General features: G+C 38.0%; 13 protein-coding genes. 8 read left to right on the forward strand and 5 right to left on the reverse strand.

Annotation, left to right across the window (positions count from 1 at the left end):
• Positions 1 to 168 precede the first annotated feature (168 nt).
• From H5162_RS00005 to H5162_RS00015, 3 genes are all read left to right on the forward strand, one after another.
• Positions 169 to 909, forward strand: coding sequence for a ferredoxin--NADP reductase (locus H5162_RS00005; protein WP_182777244.1), 741 nt, complete (start codon positions 169 to 171; stop codon positions 907 to 909).
• Between the two features lie 62 nt (positions 910 to 971).
• Positions 972 to 1,796, forward strand: coding sequence for a nuclear transport factor 2 family protein (locus H5162_RS00010; protein ID WP_145238789.1), 825 nt, complete (start codon positions 972 to 974; stop codon positions 1,794 to 1,796).
• Between the two features lie 50 nt (positions 1,797 to 1,846).
• Positions 1,847 to 2,167 (forward strand): hypothetical protein, encoded by a 321-nt coding sequence (locus tag H5162_RS00015; protein WP_145238785.1) that lies wholly within the window; start codon positions 1,847 to 1,849, stop codon positions 2,165 to 2,167.
• On the opposite strand, the gene H5162_RS00020 is transcribed toward H5162_RS00015, so the two are convergent.
• Positions 2,156 to 3,049, reverse strand: coding sequence for a TPR end-of-group domain-containing protein (locus H5162_RS00020; protein ID WP_145238782.1), 894 nt, complete (start codon positions 3,047 to 3,049; stop codon positions 2,156 to 2,158). The two genes, H5162_RS00015 and H5162_RS00020, sit on opposite strands and share 12 nt — an antisense overlap.
• A gap of 1,434 nt (positions 3,050 to 4,483) precedes the next feature.
• On the opposite strand from H5162_RS00020, the gene dptF reads away from it, so the two are divergent.
• The 5 genes from dptF to H5162_RS00045 all read left to right on the forward strand — a co-directional run bounded on the left by dptF (position 4,484) and on the right by H5162_RS00045 (position 15,808).
• Positions 4,484 to 6,079 (forward strand): DNA phosphorothioation-dependent restriction protein DptF, encoded by a 1,596-nt coding sequence (gene dptF, locus H5162_RS00025; protein ID WP_182777246.1) that lies wholly within the window; start codon positions 4,484 to 4,486, stop codon positions 6,077 to 6,079.
• A gap of 3 nt (positions 6,080 to 6,082) precedes the next feature.
• Positions 6,083 to 7,381, forward strand: coding sequence for a DNA phosphorothioation-dependent restriction protein DptG (gene dptG, locus H5162_RS00030; RefSeq protein ID WP_182777248.1), 1,299 nt, complete (start codon positions 6,083 to 6,085; stop codon positions 7,379 to 7,381).
• The gene (dptH, locus tag H5162_RS00035) at positions 7,362 to 12,416 is read left to right on the forward strand and encodes a DNA phosphorothioation-dependent restriction protein DptH (RefSeq protein ID WP_182777250.1); all 5,055 of its coding nucleotides are present in this window, start codon (positions 7,362 to 7,364) and stop codon (positions 12,414 to 12,416) included. Before dptG ends, dptH begins: the two co-directional genes overlap by 20 nt.
• Before the next feature lie 74 nt (positions 12,417 to 12,490).
• The gene (locus tag H5162_RS00040) at positions 12,491 to 14,575 is read left to right on the forward strand and encodes a DNA sulfur modification protein DndB (RefSeq protein ID WP_182777252.1); all 2,085 of its coding nucleotides are present in this window, start codon (positions 12,491 to 12,493) and stop codon (positions 14,573 to 14,575) included.
• A complete protein-coding gene (locus H5162_RS00045; protein WP_182777254.1) occupies positions 14,576 to 15,808 on the forward strand; it encodes a hypothetical protein in 1,233 nt (410 codons plus the stop codon). It abuts the gene before it with no gap.
• A 103-nt stretch (positions 15,809 to 15,911) separates the two neighbouring features.
• Here H5162_RS00045 and dndE read toward each other — a convergent pair whose 3' ends face one another.
• The 4 genes from dndE to dndB are packed head-to-tail and all read right to left on the reverse strand — an operon-like array spanning position 15,912 to position 20,959.
• Positions 15,912 to 16,262, reverse strand: a complete 351-nt coding sequence (gene dndE, locus H5162_RS00050; protein ID WP_182777256.1) for a DNA sulfur modification protein DndE — start codon at positions 16,260 to 16,262, stop codon at positions 15,912 to 15,914.
• Between the two features lies 1 nt (position 16,263).
• A complete protein-coding gene (gene dndD / locus H5162_RS00055) occupies positions 16,264 to 18,255 on the reverse strand; it encodes a DNA sulfur modification protein DndD (protein ID WP_182777258.1) in 1,992 nt (663 codons plus the stop codon).
• Positions 18,252 to 19,877 carry a DNA phosphorothioation system sulfurtransferase DndC gene (locus H5162_RS00060; protein ID WP_182777260.1) on the reverse strand — a complete coding sequence of 542 codons (1,626 nt, stop codon included), beginning with the start codon at positions 19,875 to 19,877 and terminating at the stop codon, positions 18,252 to 18,254. The genes dndD and H5162_RS00060 overlap by 4 nt, the downstream gene beginning before the upstream one ends.
• A complete protein-coding gene (gene dndB / locus H5162_RS00065; protein ID WP_182777262.1) occupies positions 19,874 to 20,959 on the reverse strand; it encodes a DNA sulfur modification protein DndB in 1,086 nt (361 codons plus the stop codon). The genes H5162_RS00060 and dndB overlap by 4 nt, the downstream gene beginning before the upstream one ends.
• Positions 20,960 to 21,037: the final 78 nt, after the last annotated feature.

Genomic DNA, 21,037 nt, shown 5'->3' on the forward strand with positions numbered 1-21,037 from the left:
AACTCGCAAACTCGCAAACTCGCAAACTCGCACTTTTTATCAGACATAAGCAAACTCGCACTTTTTATCAGACATAAGCAAACTCGCAAACTCGCAAACTCGCAAACATTGACAATGCTGTGCACTCTTGCCACTGTTATACAAAGCAATAATTAAGGAGTGTTAATTGTGTCTAATTGGGTTGAGGCAAGTGTTAAAGATATTGTTTGGTGGACTGATACGTTATTTAGTTTAATTGTGAATGCCGATGTGGCGCCGTTTAAAGCAGGACAGTTTACTAAGCTTTCTATGATGATGGATGAAAAACGTATTGCACGGGCGTACTCTTACGTAAATGCACCAAGCTCTCCCGATTTAGAGTTTTATCTTATTAACGTGGCAGATGGCTTATTATCACAACAATTAGCCAAGCTTAAACCCGGCGATACGGTGATGATTGAAAGCCGCGCCAGTGGATTTTTTACTATTGATGAAATCCCCGCCAGTGAACAGTTATTTATGCTTAGCACCGGAACCGCAATTGGGCCGTTTTTATCCATTTTAGAGCAGCCTGATGTGTGGCAGCAATTTAAGCACGTTACCTTAGTGCATGGTGTGCGTTTGAATGCAGATTTAAGTTATCAAGCAAAAATTGCGCAGTTACAGCAGCAGTATCCGCAATTGAGTTATCTGCCCGTAGTGAGTCGCGAGCAGGCAATTGTCGGCTTAGATGGGCGTATTACTGATCGAATCGCCGATGGCACCTTATTTAAGCATTGTGATAGCGCAGTTAGCCCGCAAAATAGTCAATTTATGATCTGTGGTAATCCACAAATGGTTAAAGACACCAGCGCATTATTAACCGAGCAAGGCTACACTCGCAATCGTCGTAGGGAGCCTGGGCAAATCACCGTTGAGCAGTATTGGTAAAAAGCTATCGCGATCCGGTAAATTTTGTTATTTTAGAGTTTCTTAAATTACTCAGGAACAGTATGAAACCGTTATTTTTTTTAGTAAGTTTGCTATTTCCGTGGCAGTTATTAGCAACTGCAGCTGATGTAGTTGAACCACAGACTAAAACTGAAACAACAGCAGCTAAATTGCCTGCTGCAGTAAAAACGACTGACACTAGCACTGGCGAAGAAAAATCAGTGCAGAGTAAAGCCCCAACAAAATCAACTGAGGCTGAACTACAAGATAGCCCAGCGGTGATCACCTTAACGCCAGAAAATAAGCAATCAGCTGAGCCTGTAAACGTTGAACCAACACAGCCAATTAAAACAGACACCAGCAAACCAAGCGAGCCTGAAGTTGATACCAGTAAGGTACTTGGTACTGAAGCGGCAAAACCTGCTGAACTTCCTAAAACACAACAAGAAAAACAGCTTGCTGTCGCACAAGCAGAGCAAGCGGTGATCCAAGCTAAAGAAGCGCTAACACTCAAACAACAAGTTAAAGCTAAACAGTCACGCGAATCGTTAGCCGTTATTGAGCAATTAATTAAGGCGTATAATGCCAGAAACATCGATGCATTTATTAGTATGTATGATGAAAATGTAGAGTTTTATGCCTTTCCAAATGAGTTACTTTTTAAGGGCAAAGAAAAACTGATTGCCCGTTACGGGATAATGTTTAAAAAATTAAAGTGTATAAAATCATCCCCAATTAAACGTATTGTGCACGGTAATATCGTTATCGATCATGAACTGTCAGAAACCTGTTCAACAGATCCAAATGTAGTTGATAAGCGTGGAGAGTTAATCTCTAGCTATCAAGTTGAAAATGGCAAAATAACCAAAGTACTCTTTTTTAGATAGAGTATTAATAAGCAGATTGTTTATAGGCAGATAAAGGGGCCGCGACTAGCATGCAAATTAGTGATGATAAAAAAATTCAGTTACTTTATCGTGTAGAGCCAGGCTGTTTAGGGCCAACGGGAGCACAAACCATTGAGCGTTTCTGTGATTATGCTAATCAGCAATTGGTCGCCCCTTATTTTGCCCTTTATCACTTTACCCCGCGGTTTGATAAAACTAAAGCCGAGCGCGAATACAGTATTAATGCTCGGCTGTTGTCTGATCAGCATGCGCAGGCTTATCTTGCGCATTTTAAAACCAACAAAGATGAGTTTGAAGAGCAACTCGACGAACTGCTCACTCAAGCAATCGAAAGCTTTTTAGAACGTTAAGTCGCCAGATACAATCGCATTAAAGCTGCTATTGTCGTGCAAACTGGCAAATGCACTTTCATGTAATAGCTCATTACGTAAGTTTGGTGAATACTCCAACGACATTTTTATATCGGCCAACGCATCAGCGTGTTTATGAGTCAACGCATAAGCACATGCACGTTGCCAATAAGCGTAGCCATAGTCACTGTCTATATCCAAGGCTTGGTTACACAACTCTATCGCCTGAGCTGTTTCATTAAGCTCTAGTAATGCATCGGCTTTATAAGCGATAGCTTCAACATCTTCGGGTTTACGTTTTAAAATCTCATCAAATATTTCGATCTTATTAGCTATATCGCTTTCTAAATTAGCGCGCATCCATAAAGAGTGGACTTCATTAGTAACAGATATTTTTTGTTGGTTACTTAAGATTTCTTCAGAGCGCTCGCGTAGCTTTTCTTCAAATGTATTCAAACGTGCTTCGTATTCATTGGTGATCACGCTGACACGGGTATTTACAATATCTTCGACTTTGTTTTTTACATCACGTAACGAGTTCCAACCAACCAGTACCAAAATAGAGGCTGTGGCAGTGATGATAAAAAATACATTATTAATTGTATCAGTGGTGTAAGTCAGTGCGCGGTCAGCGGTATCAAGCTGAGCATGAGTGACTTGTTTGGTAACGTCTTCACGTAGTTTTTGCTGATCTTGGCGTACCGCTTTGAGTTCATCAAGAATATAGCGTTCCATCAAGGGTCTATACATCGGCTCTTGAAGTTTTTTGAGTGCCTGTTGTTGCTGTTGTGGGCTGGGTGCAGCGCGAGACTCTTCAGCCTGTGCCTGAGCTGCCACAAAAGTGGCAAAAAGAAGTAAAATTGATACAAAATAATGACGCATACTACTGCCTAGTCGATAAATTAAAGTGCTAAGTAAATTACTGAAACTGTAACATGACTACCTATGAGTAACTAGGCCGCGTTGATTTTTCGAGGTTATTTTAACAGCAATATGCTGGGTAATTGCTGCTTTGCTGTAGTGGAAGAAAATGAAGCCAGTAAAAACAGGCAAAAAAAAACCAGCTCTAAGAAGAGCTGGCCAAACTGCTTAAACAACTTAAAGTCGTTAGGGACATCAACAGGAGTGAGCGTTTATAATAACCAAATATATCTGAACAACATCTTAATATTTAAAGCATTACAAATATTGGAAAATACTTTTTGGCCCCATTAATTCCACGCAGATCATTTACCTTAGCCACCGTTGGGTGATATTGCATGGTAACTAAACAATTTGCTCGTAAAGAATACGGTCATTGTTGAGTAAATATTCTGGTGACAGGGTTATCAAAATGATTTAAAAATTGTAGCCGCGAGTTTACCTCGCGACCTATAAACCGGCTTCGGGTTTGGTGCTACGGAATACACCCTAGCACCTAGCTCGTTTTACTGTGGTAGGAACTGGCTTTAGCCGTGATTATCTTAAAACCACTTTTACCACCGAGGGGCACTGAGGCGCTTCGCTGCACGGAGAAGAAAAAAAGTGTTTCGAGCGACAGTCTGCAGGCTAACCCTAGTACCTAGCCCCTTTTACCACCGTAGGCGTTAAGCTTGCTGACGCGGTCTTTATTATTTATCTTCAGCGCAGCGCCTCTTAACCTCTGTGGTGAATCAGTCAGTTAATAACTTTTTGCACAATGAGAAGTGAACGAGGGTAAATGAGGGGGCAAAAGCTGCTGGCTTCGAGCGACGAGCTAACCCTAGCACCTAGCTCCTTTTATTGTCGTAGGAACTGGCTTTAGCCGTGATTATCTTAAAACCACTTTTACCACCGAGGGCCACTGAGGCGCTTCGCTGCACGGAGAAGATAAAAAGTGCTTCGAGCGACGGTCTGCGGGCTAATCCTAGTACCTAGTTCTTTTTACTACCGTAGGCGTTAAGCTTGCTGACGCGGTCTTTATTATTTCTCACCAGCGCAGCGTCTCTTAACCTCTGTGGTGAATCAGTCAGTTAATAACTTTTTGCACAAGGAGCAGTGAGTGAGGGTAAATGAGGAGGCAAAAGCTGTTGGCTTCGAGCAATGGTCTGCGGGCCCATCCTATCACCTAGTCACTTTCCTAGAACTTTTACTAAATGAATATGACCAAGACTAAATTCTTAATTTTTGCTAATTAGCAGCTATGTACTTGGTACTCATCGAATATTTCTATATTTTTAATACATTTTCATGTTAGGTTAGGGTTAAACTTAATGAAAACTTAACGCACTAGTAGTTAAGTATTGTTAATTAGCCATGGAGCGGTTGTTTTAAAGCCGCAAATAACGGAATTAGTTTATGCGCTTAAAAGAAGCCCTCAGCGTTTTATCAAAATCATCACCCTATGCTGTTTCTACAGAACGCAGTAATAATAATCAAAATATTTTAGATGATATTAAGTCATACTTGTACATTCAAATGCCAATTGAAGAAGCCGTAAACAAAGCTATTTCATCGTTTGGCGCAAACGATAAAAAAATATTGTTTTTATGCGGAAGTAGTGGTGATGGTAAATCAGAACTTTTAACAAAAGCTAAAGTTAATTTTGGTTCACGGATTAAATTCCATTTAGATGCTACTCACAGCTTTGACCCGCATGGCACAGCAATTCAAACATTAGATAAGGTATTTGATGAGTTTGAAGCTTCAAGCAGCCCGTTAGTTGTTGGGATTAACGCCGGCATGTTAGGTAACTATGCTGAAGAAGGTCAAAACCAATTTATTCGTAGCAAAATTAGTTCATACCTTAAAAATAAAAAAGAGCAAAGCGATACAGCTATTTTCATAAACTTTGAAGACTATCCAAAGTTTGCAATAGGTGAAGATGGTTATAAATGTGATTTTGCCAAAAAACTGTTAGAAAGAATTACACAGCAAGAAAATAACATCATTCGCCAGCTTATTGAAAAAGAAAAGCTACAACAGAACGATGTTTCAACGTTACGTTTAATCGCTAACTTTGAATTACTTAGCCTACCTTCTGTTCAAAAAGTGATTATAGATCTGCTATTTAAAGCGCGTTTAATGCGAGATCAATTTTTAACAGCCCGTGCACTACTTGATTTTATCCATGAGCTTTTATTAGGTGAGGGGTATTTATTCGATAATTTATTTGCCGGTGGAGATAATGAACTAGCGAGTAAAATTGAAAATTTTGATCCCGCTCATCTACGTACTAAAGAATTAGACCGTTTTATTCTTGCTTACGACCTAGGTTTGCCTGATGGAGAGTTTGATGTCTTTAAAAACGCATTGAACCAGTTAGGCATTTTAAATATTAACAGTGGCGCTCAATACCTTCGTTTATTTTATTTACTTAAATATGACGATGACTTTGCTAATAACTATCATAAAAAATTCTCCGATGACTTCAACGAGGCATTAATCGAAAGCTATATTTCTGTTTATCAGCTACATAAGTCTTACAGTGGTGATAGTAAGCAAAAAAACAGTTTAAAAGAGTTTTATAGAGATACGCTAATTTCAGCTATTCGCACTTACATCAATCGTAATGCGCCAAAGTTAGGTAAAAAATTTTTTTTACTTTCTGATTTTGGTGATTACCAAATTGCAGCACCGGCAGATTTAACAATGGATTCTAAATCTATTTCTGCATCAACAACCACTAGCAGTGCATTTTTTAATGCACACTTAAAGCTGCAAGATAAAAAGTTTAAGCTGCCAATTAATATTAATCTTTTGTCGCTACTGATTAATATAAACAATGGTTATCGGCCAAATAAACATGACAAAAACTCGGTAATACTGCTAGATGAATTAGCTACAGAAATCGTCCAGCAAGCAAAGGCTGCCACAGAAATAGTCATTACAGGGGTTGATGGTAAATATCATCTAGAACTTGATGATGAAGATATTATGGTTAGTGAGGGTTAATAAATGCCATTATTAGAAGAGTTAAAGCCAAAAAATAATAGTGCAGCTAGTTATTTCCCCGTATCAGCTAATAGCGCTAACAATAAGTATGACTGGGAAACTGTAGTTGGTTTTTTCATCAAGTCTCTACACAGCCTTAAACTTGAAAAAAACATTGAGTCACTCGACGATTTTAAAAAACTATGTAAAACGCATTTTACCAATAAGTTAGACGGCGAACCGTTTTGGCATATTATCGAAAAAATGTATTTTGATAATGAGCAGGTATTAAACATAGCTCCTGAAATGCAAGCGTTAAAAGTATTAAACCCTGATAAAAGTAACTCGGGTGATGAACGTCTTACGTCATTATTTAATAGTTTAATGGGCAACGTCGAAGTTACTAATGCACCAAAAGCGCAGCTTAATTTTTTAGAGCAAGAAGTAAAAAAGATTTTTGACTCGCCACTTGTTACTAATAAAAACCAAAAAGTACGCAAACAACATATTGCTTATCTGCCTTTTTTGTCAGAACAATTTCAGCAAGATTTAACATTTTTAGTTAGCTATCCAGAGCACTTTTTACAAAACATTAAGGCTTTTTTAAAGCTATATGGCTTTTTGTATACGGCACAATTATCGTTAAATATAAAAGGCTGGGCGCAAAAGCCTGAAGTAAAGCCTTGCTACTTTATTCTAGACAGTGAAAAAGCCAGTAAAGAGCGCACTAAATTGCAGCTCCACGGGCACAAACAAGTTATTGAGTCTAGTTATTCGTTATTTCCCTACTTAGCATTAAATGAAAGTCTACAAGATACAAAAACAGCTATTAGCCCTCTTTGGCAGTTAATTGATGAGATTAAGGATGTCGACATTGAGGCGTTAAATTCTTATGCGAACAATTTTTATATTGATAGAAACTTAACTAGCCAACAATCCCTAGTCGCGACTCCAAGTGAAGCAATTAGTAATTTAGCCAAACTTTTTACTGAACAGTTTAAAAAAGGTGCTACGCGAGAGACAGCATTTAACAACTTTGTAAAAGCCACTCGAGAAACCTTAATTAAACCTTTTGAACAAAACCGCCGCCGAGCAGGCTCATTTTTAGTATTAAATCAAGACTACCTCTTGTTACTTACTAATTTGTGTATTGGTGAAAACGAAAAATTAAGACTCCATGAATTATTAATTGAATTTCAAAAGCGCGGTGTGTTTTTTGATAAAAGCAGTGAAGAGTGCTTAATCGATTTGTTTGAAAGAATGGGTAACGTAGAAAGAATGAGTGATAGCGGAGATGCAGTTTATGTCAAAAAAACTATATGAAGATTTTTTAGTTGAACACTTTTGCCAGTGGGCAACTAAAGGTTTTGAGGGTGAAAGCCGATTCCAATTTCGCTCGCCAGATAGTGATAATAGCTTAAAACTTTATGAGGCAATGCTTAGTAAAGCAGATACAAGCGTTGAATTGAAAACTAATGACATAAACCAGACACTGCCAGCTATTACTTTTGGTAAAACTACGTTAATACCTGTTGTACATAGTGAAAGTGAAAAAGGGCTAAGCGAGAACTTTATTTCACACTTACGTGATTTAGTATCAGCGCAAGACGGCCCTTTAAAAGACTGCGCATTACTCGTTATCCACAACTCTTATTTAGATACATTAATTAATTCAGCACGTGACTTAGGTAAGTCTGGAGAAGTCTGGCATCCGTCAACAATCAAAAAATCACTCAGTGAGCTTATTTCATCAATTAGTGGTACTGACAAAGTATCGCAGTGCCTGCTCGATCATCGTTTTAAACTCATTATTGAAGACGGTGCAACCATGTTTGGTTTTACCGAGCTTTATGATGCGTTAGAAGATGGCATTATTCAATTTAGTGAATTAGGGTTATTTAACGACAACACCATTGTAAGCTGGGATGATACAGACCAAATAGATAAACGTTTATCGCAAAACCACCAGTTATACGGCAATATTAGCGAGATAGTTGAAAAGTACCCACAAGAGCTTATCGAAAAGCTGGGAGATTTAGATCTTAGCGAAAAGTTTGTGAATACTCATTTTGCAGATGGTCAAAATTGGGAAGAACTCGATTTTGGCGCAATTATAAAAGAGCGCCGTGATAATAAAGAAAACCTTTTGTCGTTTGAAAGTGAAACAATTGCTGATGTAGACTTTATAGCGCGCGAAAACAAAAAAGAACGCCATTTAATCATTCAAATGCCAGACGGCAAAACTGACTTTAAAATTGAAGCTAGTTTTGTGGGCGGTAAAATTCAAAAAAATGAATTAAAACTACAGCACACTAAAGAAGAAATTACCCTTGATGTAAATAATCGCTCTCAAAAACGCAGTATTGCTGAAATTTCGGGAACGTTTAATAATAAGCCGCTTTATTTTAGTGTTGATTTTAAACGCGAAAAACCACAAGAGCGTTTTAAATATAGAGTTTTAGTAATACCACAGGGCGCTTTTTATCTTGATGATTTAGCTGATAGTTTTTTGCTTGCAACACACCCTAAAAAACAACTTATTACGCTACAAACTAATGCAGGTAGTTTAAAAATTGCAGAGCAAGGGCAGCTCGCAACAGTTACTCAGTCAAACCAAATATTTTCTGTTCAAAATGTGCAAACTGTAGATTTTGCTCAGTTTGCCAATGAAACAGACACATTAACCTTTGCAGTTCAAAGTGGTGCGCATGTACTTAATTTTGAAGTGGACGGTGCTGTTTCGTCAGACACATTAAGCTTGCCATTAGTGTTAGATACCAATCTGTTTAATCGTTTATATAACGACAATTTTAATGGCTTATATAACCGCGTCAAAGAAAAGGTGGTTATTGACGGGAAAGACTTAAACCCAACCGGTATGCGCAAAAACCTATTAAATTGGGAAGTAAAACTTCAAGACGGGCGAATCTTAGCTACACAAGTTGCTGGTAGGCCAGAAGTTACATTAGGTAATATTGAAAATGTTTTCCCAGACCTATTTGCAGCTTACGAATCACTATTTGACTACCTAGACGAGCGAAAGGCACTTATTAGTACTTGCTCTTGGGGCTCTGACTTTTTGGGCTTAGCGAATAGGGTTGTTGAGTGCTATTTAGCAGAAATCGACAAGTTAGAAACCAAATCGCTGCTATCACCGCAAGGTAATATGCTGGTAAATATAGGAATTGCTGAGTTTGAAGAGCAAGAATACATTACGCCACTTCACCCACTAACACTCGCTTACTTCGCACAGCTAGTTGTACGTGCGAGTGATGAAAATGACAGCAGCTTTAATACTTTACCTAAAGCCACTATTAAACGTTTAAATTCAGAAGGCCTTTTACCATTTGTATGGCATGCAACAGACGGTTTTGCATACAACCAAGCTGTGCCCGATAACCGTATGTGGTGCAAACTCGTTTCTAACAAAAAAGCAGCACTTGAATACGTGCGCCCATTAGTTAGGCAAAAAACAAGTGAGTTTACAAAAGCGTTTGATGTTCTTTTTGATAAGGGCAGTAAAGAAACTGTTTATATTAACTCTATCAATAATGGTAACAACACCGCGCTATTTTTAGGCTTAGTTGATTACCTAAAGAAGAAATCTCCTGACGAAGCAAACCGTATACATGTAAATATTTACGACAAAGCACTTCAGCGCACTTATTTTGATGATTTTGCAGATGCGCCAAGTTACGACGAACTAAAAGAGTTAGCAGATCTAGGTAGTGAAAAAGACAAAGCCGATGCCATTGCTGACATGCTCAAAAATCGCATTACGTACAGTAAGTTTAAGCTAAATAAACAAGAGCCCACATTCAACTATGCACACATTAGCTTTGTACGTAACGATACAACAGTAGAGCCAGTGCCAGTTGATGTACTTACCGAAAAAACAGGCGTTGCATGTCATGGTTTATTAGCTGGCGAAACCGCATATCAAGAGCAAAATACGTACTTTACAACCTTTGGCCTAAATAAACTCGATGTTGACAGTACAGCTACATTAAAACTAAGTAGTCAATTTAACAGCTTGGCAAAAGCTGCATGGTGCGGGCAAAAGTACGAAACTAGTAATGGCTTAGGTTTAAAAGTGGCGGGGCAGCTGTCAGAGCTGCTTGATGGGGTATACGAAAACTCCGTATGGACGGTGATTATTGATCCTAAAGTCACACTTGAGTTTTTTAAAGGCCAAAAAGATGCGGTACTCATCCACTACTCAGACAACTTTACTAATTCAGCAAATTACGATGCGATAACCGTTACCAAGCGCCGAGACTTATACGACCAAGTACTTTCTCAAGGTATTAAAGGCCTAATAGACGAGTTTAATGCGTTTAATGGTGAGTGGTTACTTAAAATGATCACCAGTAACGACAACGACCGCAAAGAGAAAAAAAGCATAATAGGTGCGTATAAATACGTAAACTGTTTGCTGCATCAAAGCGATATTACATGGGTGCCAATGAGCGTGGCCGAAATGCTGCGTGTAGCAGGTAATATTGGCTTAAAAATGAGTGATAGCGACTTCTCGCGCTACTCACAAAATATAAAAAGCGGCGCTATATCTGACGACGTTTTATTTGTTGGCTTTAAAGGTAGCAACATGTACTTGCTACCGCTTGAAGTTAAAATTGGTAAAAAACGCACACATGGTAAAGGCATTCAACAAGCTAAAGAGCTTAAGCGTTACTTAGTCGAAAATTTATTTGGTCGTGACGACTTAGCCGGGCATTTATACAGAGGCTTGTTTATTCGCCAAGTATTAATGCAAGTTGATAAATTTGAATTATATAAAGTTTACCAGAGTGATTACTTTAACGAGCTACAAAATAATCGTGAATGGTGGTTACAAGGTGATTACCAAGTCGCTGATTTAGCTGACTACCCGCAAGGCTTTATAATGGCATTTTTTGAAAATGCCGATTTTGCCAAAGAAGAATACACCGTTGAAGACGATATTTTACAAATCATACTACCAAGCGCTAATTTAAATCGTTTTATAAGTACGCCATTGCAAACATTACTTTCTAACATTCAAAGTAGTGAACTTTGTTATATACCTGAGCAATATATTCTTGAAGGCGAAGCGGTAATTAAAGAGTGCGTAACGCCAATAAAGCCTGTTGAAAAAATAGACCCTGACAAACCAAAGCCTGTTGATGAGCTTTTACCTAAAGTTGCTGAAGAAGCAGCACCAAACATTGTGGCAAAGCCAACTTCAACAGATTCATTAAAAGTGCTTGTTGGGCACGTCATAAAAGATAACGAGCCTGTTTACTGGGAGCCTACCAATACAGCTAAATTTATGAATACCAACTCGGGTATTATCGGCACTATGGGGACAGGTAAAACCCAGTGTACTAAGTCGGTAGTGACGCAGCTTTATCGAAATCAGCACAATAATGTAGATGGCAAACCAATCGGTATACTTATTTTTGATTACAAATCGGATTATGTAGACGATAAGTTTATTGATGCCACCAACGGTAAAAAGTTTAATTTACATAAACTACCTTACAACCCGCTTAGTTTATTTGGCGATACGCCCATGTTACCTGTGCACACAGCACGTGGCTTTTCAGAGACTATGGGCAAAGCGTTTAATTTAGGCACTAAGCAACAACTTAAGTTGCGTAAATTAATTGGTGATGCTTACGACTTGGCAGGTATTCATAAAGCGAATAAGTCTACATGGAGTAAAGCTGCACCTACTATGGCTGATTTGTGGTCATTGTTTTTAGACAGTGAACCTGCGGAAGATTCACTATACGCAGCGCTTGAGAGCATCTGTGAGCTTGAAATATTTGAAGATGATACTAGCAAGTGTATGTCGCTTTACGAGCTTGTAGATGGCATTACCGTAGTTGAGCTGGCGGGCTACCCAGGTGAAATACAAAACCTAGTTGTGGCCCTGACACTTGATTTGTTTTATTCGCAAATGCAAAAACAAGGTAAACCAGAAGTACAAGGCGACTTTAGACAAGTTACTAAATTGGTACTGGTTGATGAAGCCGACAACTTCATGTCGCAAAACTTCCCAAGCCTACGCAAAATATTAAAAGAAGGTCGTGAATATGGCGTGGGGGTTATTTTATCAACCCAAGATATCACCCATTTCAAGACCAGCGAAAATGATTATTCTGCCTACATATTAAGTTGGATTGTGCATCGCGTTGCGCAAATAAAAACCCAAGATATTAAAGGTATATTCAACAAAGATGATAAGTCAGAGCAAGAGCTACTGATGAAAAACATCCGCGAGCTTGAAAAGCACACCAGCCTTTACATTGATGGCGAAAAACAGATTAAACGCATCAAAGATAAAGCATTTTGGGAATTGGTCAGTACTTCTTGATATTGAACTTTTTGAAGAAATAGATACATTAAGTGACTTATTGTTAATCGGTTATATTTCATTAGGAGAATAAATTGTCAAATCAAAGAGCTAGAGTGAAAACAAAAGTTAAATGGAACTATGAACAGTATGGTTGTTTTGGTATGTATGCATGTGCTGATAGTTTACCTATTGAGTTTATTAGTACCACAATGCAAGTTAGTGAATTGTCAAATCTGACCTACGCAAAAGATATAAGAACTGAGCTTGATTTTGAGCTTTTGATTCAGCGAGATATAGATGAAAAAAGAGCTATAGAACAAATAAGCAAATATATTAGCCCTGAAAATGGGAGTGGCTACGGGACTATAAAAAATAATGGTGTGTTTTTACCACCATTAGTAGTTGCAGTTGTTGGTACAAATGACGGTAAAACGTTAGCAAATAGCTATCCAGATTCAACAACTTTGATAGAAAAAGATAATTATGGGCGTAAGTTTATTACAGAATGGGAAGATCTATTTAAAGTAACAATGTTTGAGCAGTCTAAAGGTATGAATTATTGCTTAGGAAAAGACGAAGTAGAAGTAGAAGTAGATTCAAAAAATGTACATATAGAGTTTTTTCTAGGTCAAAAAAATGAAGGCGGTGGCCGACTAGTTGTAATTGATGGTCAACATAGGCTATTTGCTTTAAATTATCTACGTAATCATTCTGAGCATAAAGATAAAATTAAAAACTTAGTTATACCTGTTTGTATTCTTTATTCCCCAACATCAACATTGAGTGAAGTGCAAAAGAGTGCTCCAAGAATACCTGATGTGTTAAGGAAATTATTTGTTGATGTTAATAACAATGCTAAGACGGTAAGTGGTCACTTTAAAATATTATTATCTGATGATGATATAGGTAAATTAGCTTGTAGTAGCTTTTGTACATCTTTGTTGGATTCGAACTTTTTTGAAGGCAAGACTTTAGGTTTGATAGAGTGGAATACAAAAACAGATAAAGAGTCGAAAACAATTAGTAAACCATACTCTCTTTCAAGTATAGGGGTTATCTATGACACTTTAGCAGACTTATTTAGAACTAAAAATGGCAAAGAAGTATTGCGACATATACTAAACATTAATGAGATTGAACATAAGTTAGATTTCGGACTAGATGAGGACGGCGCACCTAAACCACAGTCTGTAGATTTTCCATGGCGAGATATCCCTTACAAGAATAAGAATGACCTAAAAGCACAGGTTGATAAATATTTAACACCTTGCCTACAAAAAATATTCTTTGAGACTAGCTTTTATAAAGATTTTGTTGACTTATTTTTTGAAGCAAGAAGATTAAAATTAGAAGCATTAACAAAAGAACGCAATACAAAATCAAAAATAGCAGAGGCGGTCTTAGAATATCTAGATGAGTTTACTGAAGTTGATGATAAACCTGTAGATAGATTGTTAGGGGAGTTTGTTGATAGCTTTTTAGGTGATGCAAAGATTAAAATCCCTGAGATAACAAGAACAAATGTATTCCAAAAAGCTATTTTAACAGCTTGGTTTACGTTCATGAGCAAGCTACTTGAGTTTAAATTATCCCCAATAGATATAACTTCTATATTTGTAATTGTTTTAGAGAAAAGTGTTGCAAGCAATTTATTTGTTAACAGTTTAAGTAATCTATACCTTCAAGATAGTATTTATGACGGCATTAAAATTAAACCTTCGTTAGAGTCTAGGAAGCAGATAGCAAGGTTAATAATTGCAACTCTCGGTGATAATACTTTTGCTAATAGTTTGGCTGTTAGAATAAAAGATTTTGATAATTCACTAGAAATAAATAAACTGGTAGAAACGTTGCAAAAATTAGGTGGTGACAATGCTACTTTTTATGCAAATAGTTTACATGCGACAAGAATAAAAGAATTTACAAAGAGCTACAGAAGCAATACTGAACTTAGTGCACTCGATATTCAAAACCTTATGGAGTATGAAGAGAATAAAAATGCCAGTATCAAGTCGAAGCGAAAAGACTCAAATGTAAAAGTGGACAATCTATTTGATGAAAAAGTTAAAGAGTATATTAATCTAGACTTTAAACTTTCAATTGATCAATTAAGTGATTTACTCGGGGTTGTTTCAGTCTTTGATGAATTTCTCATGGAAGAATCAAGTGAGGAATAGGTGAAAGTATTTATAAATATATTACATAAAAAAGATGCAATTCAAGATTTTATTGAAGAGTTAGAAATGGTTATTGAAGAATATTATGAAGGTTATCAAGTTTATTTGATACACAGTAATATTCAGGATATTTTCATTGAAGGTTGTATAAATATAGAATCAAATAGAGTTGAGAATAATAAAGTAAAAGCCGTGTGTCGGCTTCTAGTAGTACTTGATGATGAAACAGAATACAAGTTTCATCATTGGTGTGGGAAAGATTATTTGAATAAAGCTGAAACTATAAATTTAGATGTAGGCTTAGCAATTAAGGAAATAATCTACAAACTTAACAACAGAAAGTGGGGAGGGTTAGATATTGCAGATATAACTAATCTAAAAAATAACTTATTAGAGGATGATAGTTTTAGCTTACTGGCAGTGTACTTAAATAAGATCGAGCGAGATTCAAAAATAATATTTAGTTTATTAGACGAGATCTTTATTGATTCCTCAAAGCATAGTGATGGTTTACTTAGAGCGTTACCTGTATTAGATGTAGGATTATTTAAGGATCTGAAAAGTGAGTATTTTACTAAAAAGAATACGACTCTAAATAACCCTTACTTGAATGAATTTTACAATTTAGTCTACAAGGTAGCAAATAACGTTGTTAGTCAATGTACTGATAGCCATAACCAAAATAGCCGGCAGCTATTTAAGTCATTCAAATCGTTAGCCAACGTTGGCTTTCATTTGGCTCTTTATAAGAAAAATAAACGGTATTCTAATCAAAGTTATATTACACTAGTGCGAGTATTAGAGTTTTACTTTACAGGTTACTTATTCATGACTGGGGAACTCGTGTTTAGAAATGCTCAAGGTAATCCACAGGCCATATACAAACTTGATGGAAGTAAAGTGAATGGATTTGGAGCCGTATGGGAAATTATAAAGAAAAAAAATTTAATATGTAGCAGAGATGTGAGTCAATTAGATAAATATAAAGATTTGAGGAATAGCCACCTCTATGGTCATGGGTTTAATCTAAGTGGCCCCAACTTAACTCAAAGTTTTATTACATTAGTTGTTAATATCCTTAATAAATTAGAAAGTAGCGTACAGTATAGGGATAATTCATGGTGCAGCTTTTCTCAACTAAACTCCTCATTATTCAATTTCAACTTTAAAAGCCATTTTAAAACGACTTTGCTAGGTTTAGATGGTTTGCAACTCAAAAATCATAACTTATAGGGATAATTACCTACCAAACCAAAGCGTAGTAAGACTCTGAATTATATACTGAGAGCTACCGGTGCAATTTACGGCCAGTAGCTAACTAAGTAATTGACTGTTTTTAGATAGTACCTATGAGATTATTAAGGCTTTTATGATTTCTAATCGCAGAAACTCCATCCTCAACATGCGCTGCCCATGCTGTTTGTAATTCTTTATCAGAATACTCAGGGTAGCGCTGTTTAAGTAATAACTCAGTGACCATTTGGGTTTTACCCAACCACGTAAATTTATCGAGTTTAAGGCTACCAGATAGCTTGTAGTCTTTTTCTTTATTGAATACAAACCCGCTTTCTATAGAACGAAAAAACGCGATACGGGCTGCTACGTTTGGTGTAACACCTGTTTTACCTTTTAGGGTTTGGAGCTGTTCTTCAACGGCTTTGTTAAGCCACATAGTTTGTGGGAGCATGTTATATGGCCTCCTGTGCAAGCTCTGCCCAAAAGTAACCTTCTCGCAGGGTTGAACAATTAGTATGTTGATTAAACTCAATCTCGAACGCGTGAGATACTTTATGCTCAATGGCTTGGTAAAAATCTTCATCTACTTCGGTATCGGTTGAAAGCAGTATTACTTGCTCGCTGGCTTCGGGGAAGTAGTGCCTAATAAGTTTATCGCGGTGCTTTGAATCTAAACGGCCAAGTGGTGTGTCTACCACTACAGGCAGTACTTTACCTGAAAGCTTACCGAGTGCCTCTAATATTGCAAAGGCGAATATTTGTTTTTCGCCTGCTGACATAGATTTACGGTTAATAATAACGCCTTCTGCATCGACTAGATTCACGTCAAAGCTGGTTGGATCTATTTTAGCCGAGAGCTTTAAATCTTCTTTACGGGCAAGCTTGCGGTATGCTTTTACAAATAACTCTTCTAATTGGGTTACACGCAGCTCTGTAAGGGCGTGTTTAAAGTCTTGCAATACATATTGGCTAAGCTCTACACGCTCAACGGCTTTATCGGCTGAGTGATTGTTTTTAAGTTTGGCGTAGTCTTTCTCTAAGCGTTTAGCTAGCTCTAACTCTTTAGCTTTAAACTCTTTAGCTTTTAATAGTTCGCTTATGTACTCTTTGCTTGTAGCATCGCGTTGTTTTTCAAGTTCGCGCAGCGATGTATATAACTCATGTAAGTCGGCAGCATCCGGGGCACGCTCAATATTAATTGAAAGTGAGCTTAATTTATTTTGTGTTTGAGTAAGCGCTGCCGATAGCTCTTTTATTAACGCTTGCGATTGCGAAGCCTCTGTTACTAGTGCGTTTATAAGTGCAAATTCAGAGTCTGAAATATCTAGCTTTGGCTCAGCAAGCGCAGTTTGGTTTACTAATTGGCCAAAGTAACTATTTACAGTTGCCATTATATCGCTGCTTTGAGCATCAAACTTTTGATTAAGCGCATTTTCAAGATTAGGTAGCGCTTGTACCAGCTCGTTACCAAAGGCTTTAGCTTGTTTAATTTGTTGGTCGCTGGTTAGCTGCTCAATTAAGTTTTGCATAGCTGTTGGCGCAAGTGCCATTGGTAAGCTGCCGCTTAGCTCTTGGCGTATTTTAGCGGTTAGCTCTTTTTCAAGTTCAATAAGCTCAGAGGCTTGTGCTTGCTCTTGATCTTTGGTTTTAGCCCATGCGCCACCTTGGGCTTGTATTTCGTGCTCTTTGGCGGCTATTTTGTTTTTAAGCTCGGTTAATTGTGCACCAATGCTGTCGGCTTTATCCATTGTTGCATTTACTTGTTGTGTAATTTTCTTTTTTTGATCTTCTGCGGCTTTAATCTTTTTAAGCGTGTCTTTATCGGCAGTTTCTGCGCCTAGGCCTTTTAGGTAAATATCAAGGTCGTTGCTTAGGCGGTTTATAATATCGATACCTAGCAGTTTTTGTACGGCTTCTTTTAAGTAAGAGCCGGTATCGTCTTCTGCAAGCTCTGCTATTTTTTCACCATCAAAAAAGAATAAATCGCCAATTCCAGGCGGTACTATTTCGTGTAAAAATGCTTGTACTTGCTCTGAGTTTAACGAGGTATCTTGCTCGCCATTAATAGTAAGCGTTAGTTTTTCGTCGCCTTCAAGTTGCCATTTACGGGTTACTTCGTAAAGATTATGTTTGCCTTGGTGAGTATGGGTAAAGCTAAGCGTGATGCTGCCCTCGGCATCTTGTTGGGCTTTGGTAGCCGTTTTATTAGTTTGTTCGTTTAAGTAGCTGAGGTAATCTTTTTTAGTGATTACAGCACCTAACGCACGCTTACCTAATAAGGCTAAACGAATAGCAGTAAGAATAGAGGTTTTACCTGCACCGTTTAAGCCCCCAAATAAAATAATAGGGCGCTCAAACATGCCTTCTTTACGCGGGTTTAAATCTATAGTGGTTTGGCCATTAAAAACTCGAAAGTTATTTAGGGTGAGTGTTTTAAAAATCATTCTATGCCCTCAGCTTTGAGCAATGCAGTAATTTGTTTTAGGTCGTCTTCTAGCGCTTTTACTTCGTTACTTTGGCGCATTTGGCTCTGACGAATATCTAAATTAGAGGCAATAATAACTTCGGCGCTTTCCCAATCTTGCTGAATTAAACGGCCAATACGATTAAAAATACCCGTTCGGCGGGAAAGGCCACTCATTTGAGTTTCAAGGTCTATTAGCTTTTTAACCATTTGCGGCGATACGCCATGCTTAGGTGCAATGTCGTTAAGCAATTGGCCTTCGGTTAAGCTAAATTGGTTTGAGTCATCTGTTGTCCAGTCGAGCTTTATGCCTAGCGAATCAAATACAATACCGGGTAGGGTATCGTCCCAGTCAGGCTCGTTGGGGTCGTTTAACCATTCGTGCCTTACTGCGTGTAATTCATCAACGGTAATTAGCTCTACATCACGGCCTTGGTCGTTAAATTGCTTTTGTATGTTAAGCAATAAACGCATGGCATGTTGGCGATATTTTAGTAAATACGGGCCTGTTGTGTAGTCGTCTGTTAGTACGCGCTCTTTGTCTTCTTTTAGGGTTTTAAACGCTAAGCGGCCATCGCGACGAATATGGTTACGGTATTTCTTTTTAAGTTTGGGTGATGTACTACGTGATAAAATATTGCGGTATTTAAGTAGAGGGGTCATCCACTGTTCGCCGTTTTGAATAAGGCTTTCCATAGCGCGGTCGCGAGTTACTACTGTACATGTCCAACAACCAAAACGAGAGTTACCACACGATGGCGTGGTCTCGTCAATAACCATTGGGCATTCGCCTTGGCCTGATGAATCTTTGTATAGGTTCCATAATACAAGGTTTTTACCGCCCCATGGGTTTTCCCATTCTAGGTCGTACTTATCAAACCATTTGTTTTTAGTGCCGTATGGCGTTTCTTCGGTTTTTAAGTGACAAAGGCGTAAGATTTTCCACACATCATCAACACTCCATGTATCAATTGGCGTGTAAATAAAGGCGTTGCTTAAAGTGGTATGTACAGCGAGGTCTGAACCATCAATTTTGTGTTTTTTAATTACTTGCGCACGCGATGCGCTTTCTTGCGAGCGAGAGCCAAGTACAACAATTACTTCATCGTATTCACTTACACGCTCTTTAATAAAAGTACTTACTGGGTCGATTTTCATTCGCTCTGTACACCAGCGAAAGTTACGCGTTGGTGCAGGGTAGCCTTTACCCAGTAAATTAGCCCAAAACGTATTGTTTGATTTTGGCACTACTTTATGTGAGGTAATTGGTAAGCCTTCACGCTTTGCACCTTCTTCAATAAGCTTTAGTGATTTATCGACGTGATCAACCACCATAGGGGTTTCTACCAAGGTGTCTGATGCGACTACAAAAACGGGCTTATGGCGATCTTCTGGTTTTAAACCAAGTAATGCAAAGTAAATTAGAGTCATTACGGCAGATGAATCTTTACCGCCACTGTAACCTAATACCCATGGGCGTTTATCGGCCATGTAAACTCGTTGGGTGTCGGCTACAAAGTTGTGTAGTTGGCTACCTGCAAACGACTCGTTTTCGATAAATTCGATGTAGTCTTCTAGATCGTACTGATTTAATAATTTCATGCGTTTAAGTATTCATTCTCTTTTTGTACATCTTCTTTCGAAAGAGGGAGGCCAATTTCACGTTTAATTTGCATGCTTGTAAGGAATATATTGCTCATAGCTTTTGATAATCTGCCGTGTTGCATTGCTCTATGAGCCCAAGCAGGATTACTTTTAAGCCAGTTTATATTGGCAATTAACTTAAGCTTTTCTTGTTTTTCTGAATCGCTAAGTGTAAGTAAGCTTTTACCAACTAGTGCAAGTGCCTGTAATCCAATACCATGCGCCGAAATATACTCTTGGCGAAATTCAGCAGCAGAGAGCTGTTTGTTTTGTACTTGTATCCATTCTGGCATATAAATATTTAGTGATTCCCAAAACTTTGCAGCAACTTGCCTTTCATCTTCGTTAAAGCCTTCCTTAGTCCCTTTACCAAGTAAAACGCGGTTTGCTTGTTTAATGCCACTAAGGGTAAATAGTTTACTACTTTTAACGGCAATTGTAGAGCGTTCAAACTCAGTAAATCCTGCAAAAGGTTTTGTATTTAAAGCTAAATAACGTGCAAGTTCAGATGCTTGATCGCGATGATCGTACATGGTGCCAAGCGATGGGCTAGGGCGTACTGCGTATTTGTTTAAATCGGCAAACATCTGTTGGCTACGTTGCAGGCCTTCGTCTACAAAAAATAGTACAGCTATGTTGTCTTGGCTTAGCTCTGGGCGCTCTTTTAAAGCCTCTTCAATAGCTGCGCGACGATGTTGACCATCGTTTATTAATATTTGTGCATCCATTGGTACTTTTAAGCTACCGATATTGCTATTTTTATCAACTTCAATAAAGTCGATTTCGGCACCTATTGAGGCGGTTATAGCCGAAAATACATAATCGTGAGGTGACTCAACTAGGTAACGAGCCATTTCTGGTATGCGACCTTTATTGAGAGTACGTTGTGCTCTGAGCTCTACGGGGACTTCTTCTTCATCGTACATGAATATTTTAGGTATGAGCCTTAAAGGACAAGTTGCTATATAAAATGGTTTGCCTGCCTGTTGGCCACGAACTGCGGGGAAGCTGTAGCAATAATTGCTTTCAAGGTTGCTCATAATTCAATCTCATCACGTAAGGTACGTAATATTATTACGTACCTTACGTGATAAATACAGCTTTTATTGCTATATCTG

The organism is Pseudoalteromonas sp. SR41-8 (genome assembly GCF_014163915.1).
GTDB classification, from domain to species: Bacteria; Pseudomonadota; Gammaproteobacteria; order Enterobacterales; family Alteromonadaceae; genus Pseudoalteromonas; species Pseudoalteromonas rhizosphaerae.

What these genes read in the sequence shown, in the direction of transcription:
- H5162_RS00010 (WP_145238789.1), top strand. Translation starts at nt 972, where the DNA reads ATGAAACCGTTATTTTTTTTAGTAAGTTTGCTATTTCCGTGGCAGTTA.
- H5162_RS00015 (WP_145238785.1), top strand. Translation starts at nt 1,847, where the DNA reads ATGCAAATTAGTGATGATAAAAAAATTCAGTTACTTTATCGTGTAGAG.
- H5162_RS00020 (WP_145238782.1), bottom strand. Translation starts at nt 3,049, where the DNA reads ATGCGTCATTATTTTGTATCAATTTTACTTCTTTTTGCCACTTTTGTG.
- dptF (WP_182777246.1), top strand. Translation starts at nt 4,484, where the DNA reads ATGCGCTTAAAAGAAGCCCTCAGCGTTTTATCAAAATCATCACCCTAT.
- dptG (WP_182777248.1), top strand. Translation starts at nt 6,083, where the DNA reads ATGCCATTATTAGAAGAGTTAAAGCCAAAAAATAATAGTGCAGCTAGT.
- dptH (WP_182777250.1), top strand. Translation starts at nt 7,362, where the DNA reads ATGTCAAAAAAACTATATGAAGATTTTTTAGTTGAACACTTTTGCCAG.
- dndE (WP_182777256.1), bottom strand. Translation starts at nt 16,262, where the DNA reads ATGCTCCCACAAACTATGTGGCTTAACAAAGCCGTTGAAGAACAGCTC.
- dndD (WP_182777258.1), bottom strand. Translation starts at nt 18,255, where the DNA reads ATGATTTTTAAAACACTCACCCTAAATAACTTTCGAGTTTTTAATGGC.
- H5162_RS00060 (WP_182777260.1), bottom strand. Translation starts at nt 19,877, where the DNA reads ATGAAATTATTAAATCAGTACGATCTAGAAGACTACATCGAATTTATC.
- dndB (WP_182777262.1), bottom strand. Translation starts at nt 20,959, where the DNA reads ATGAGCAACCTTGAAAGCAATTATTGCTACAGCTTCCCCGCAGTTCGT.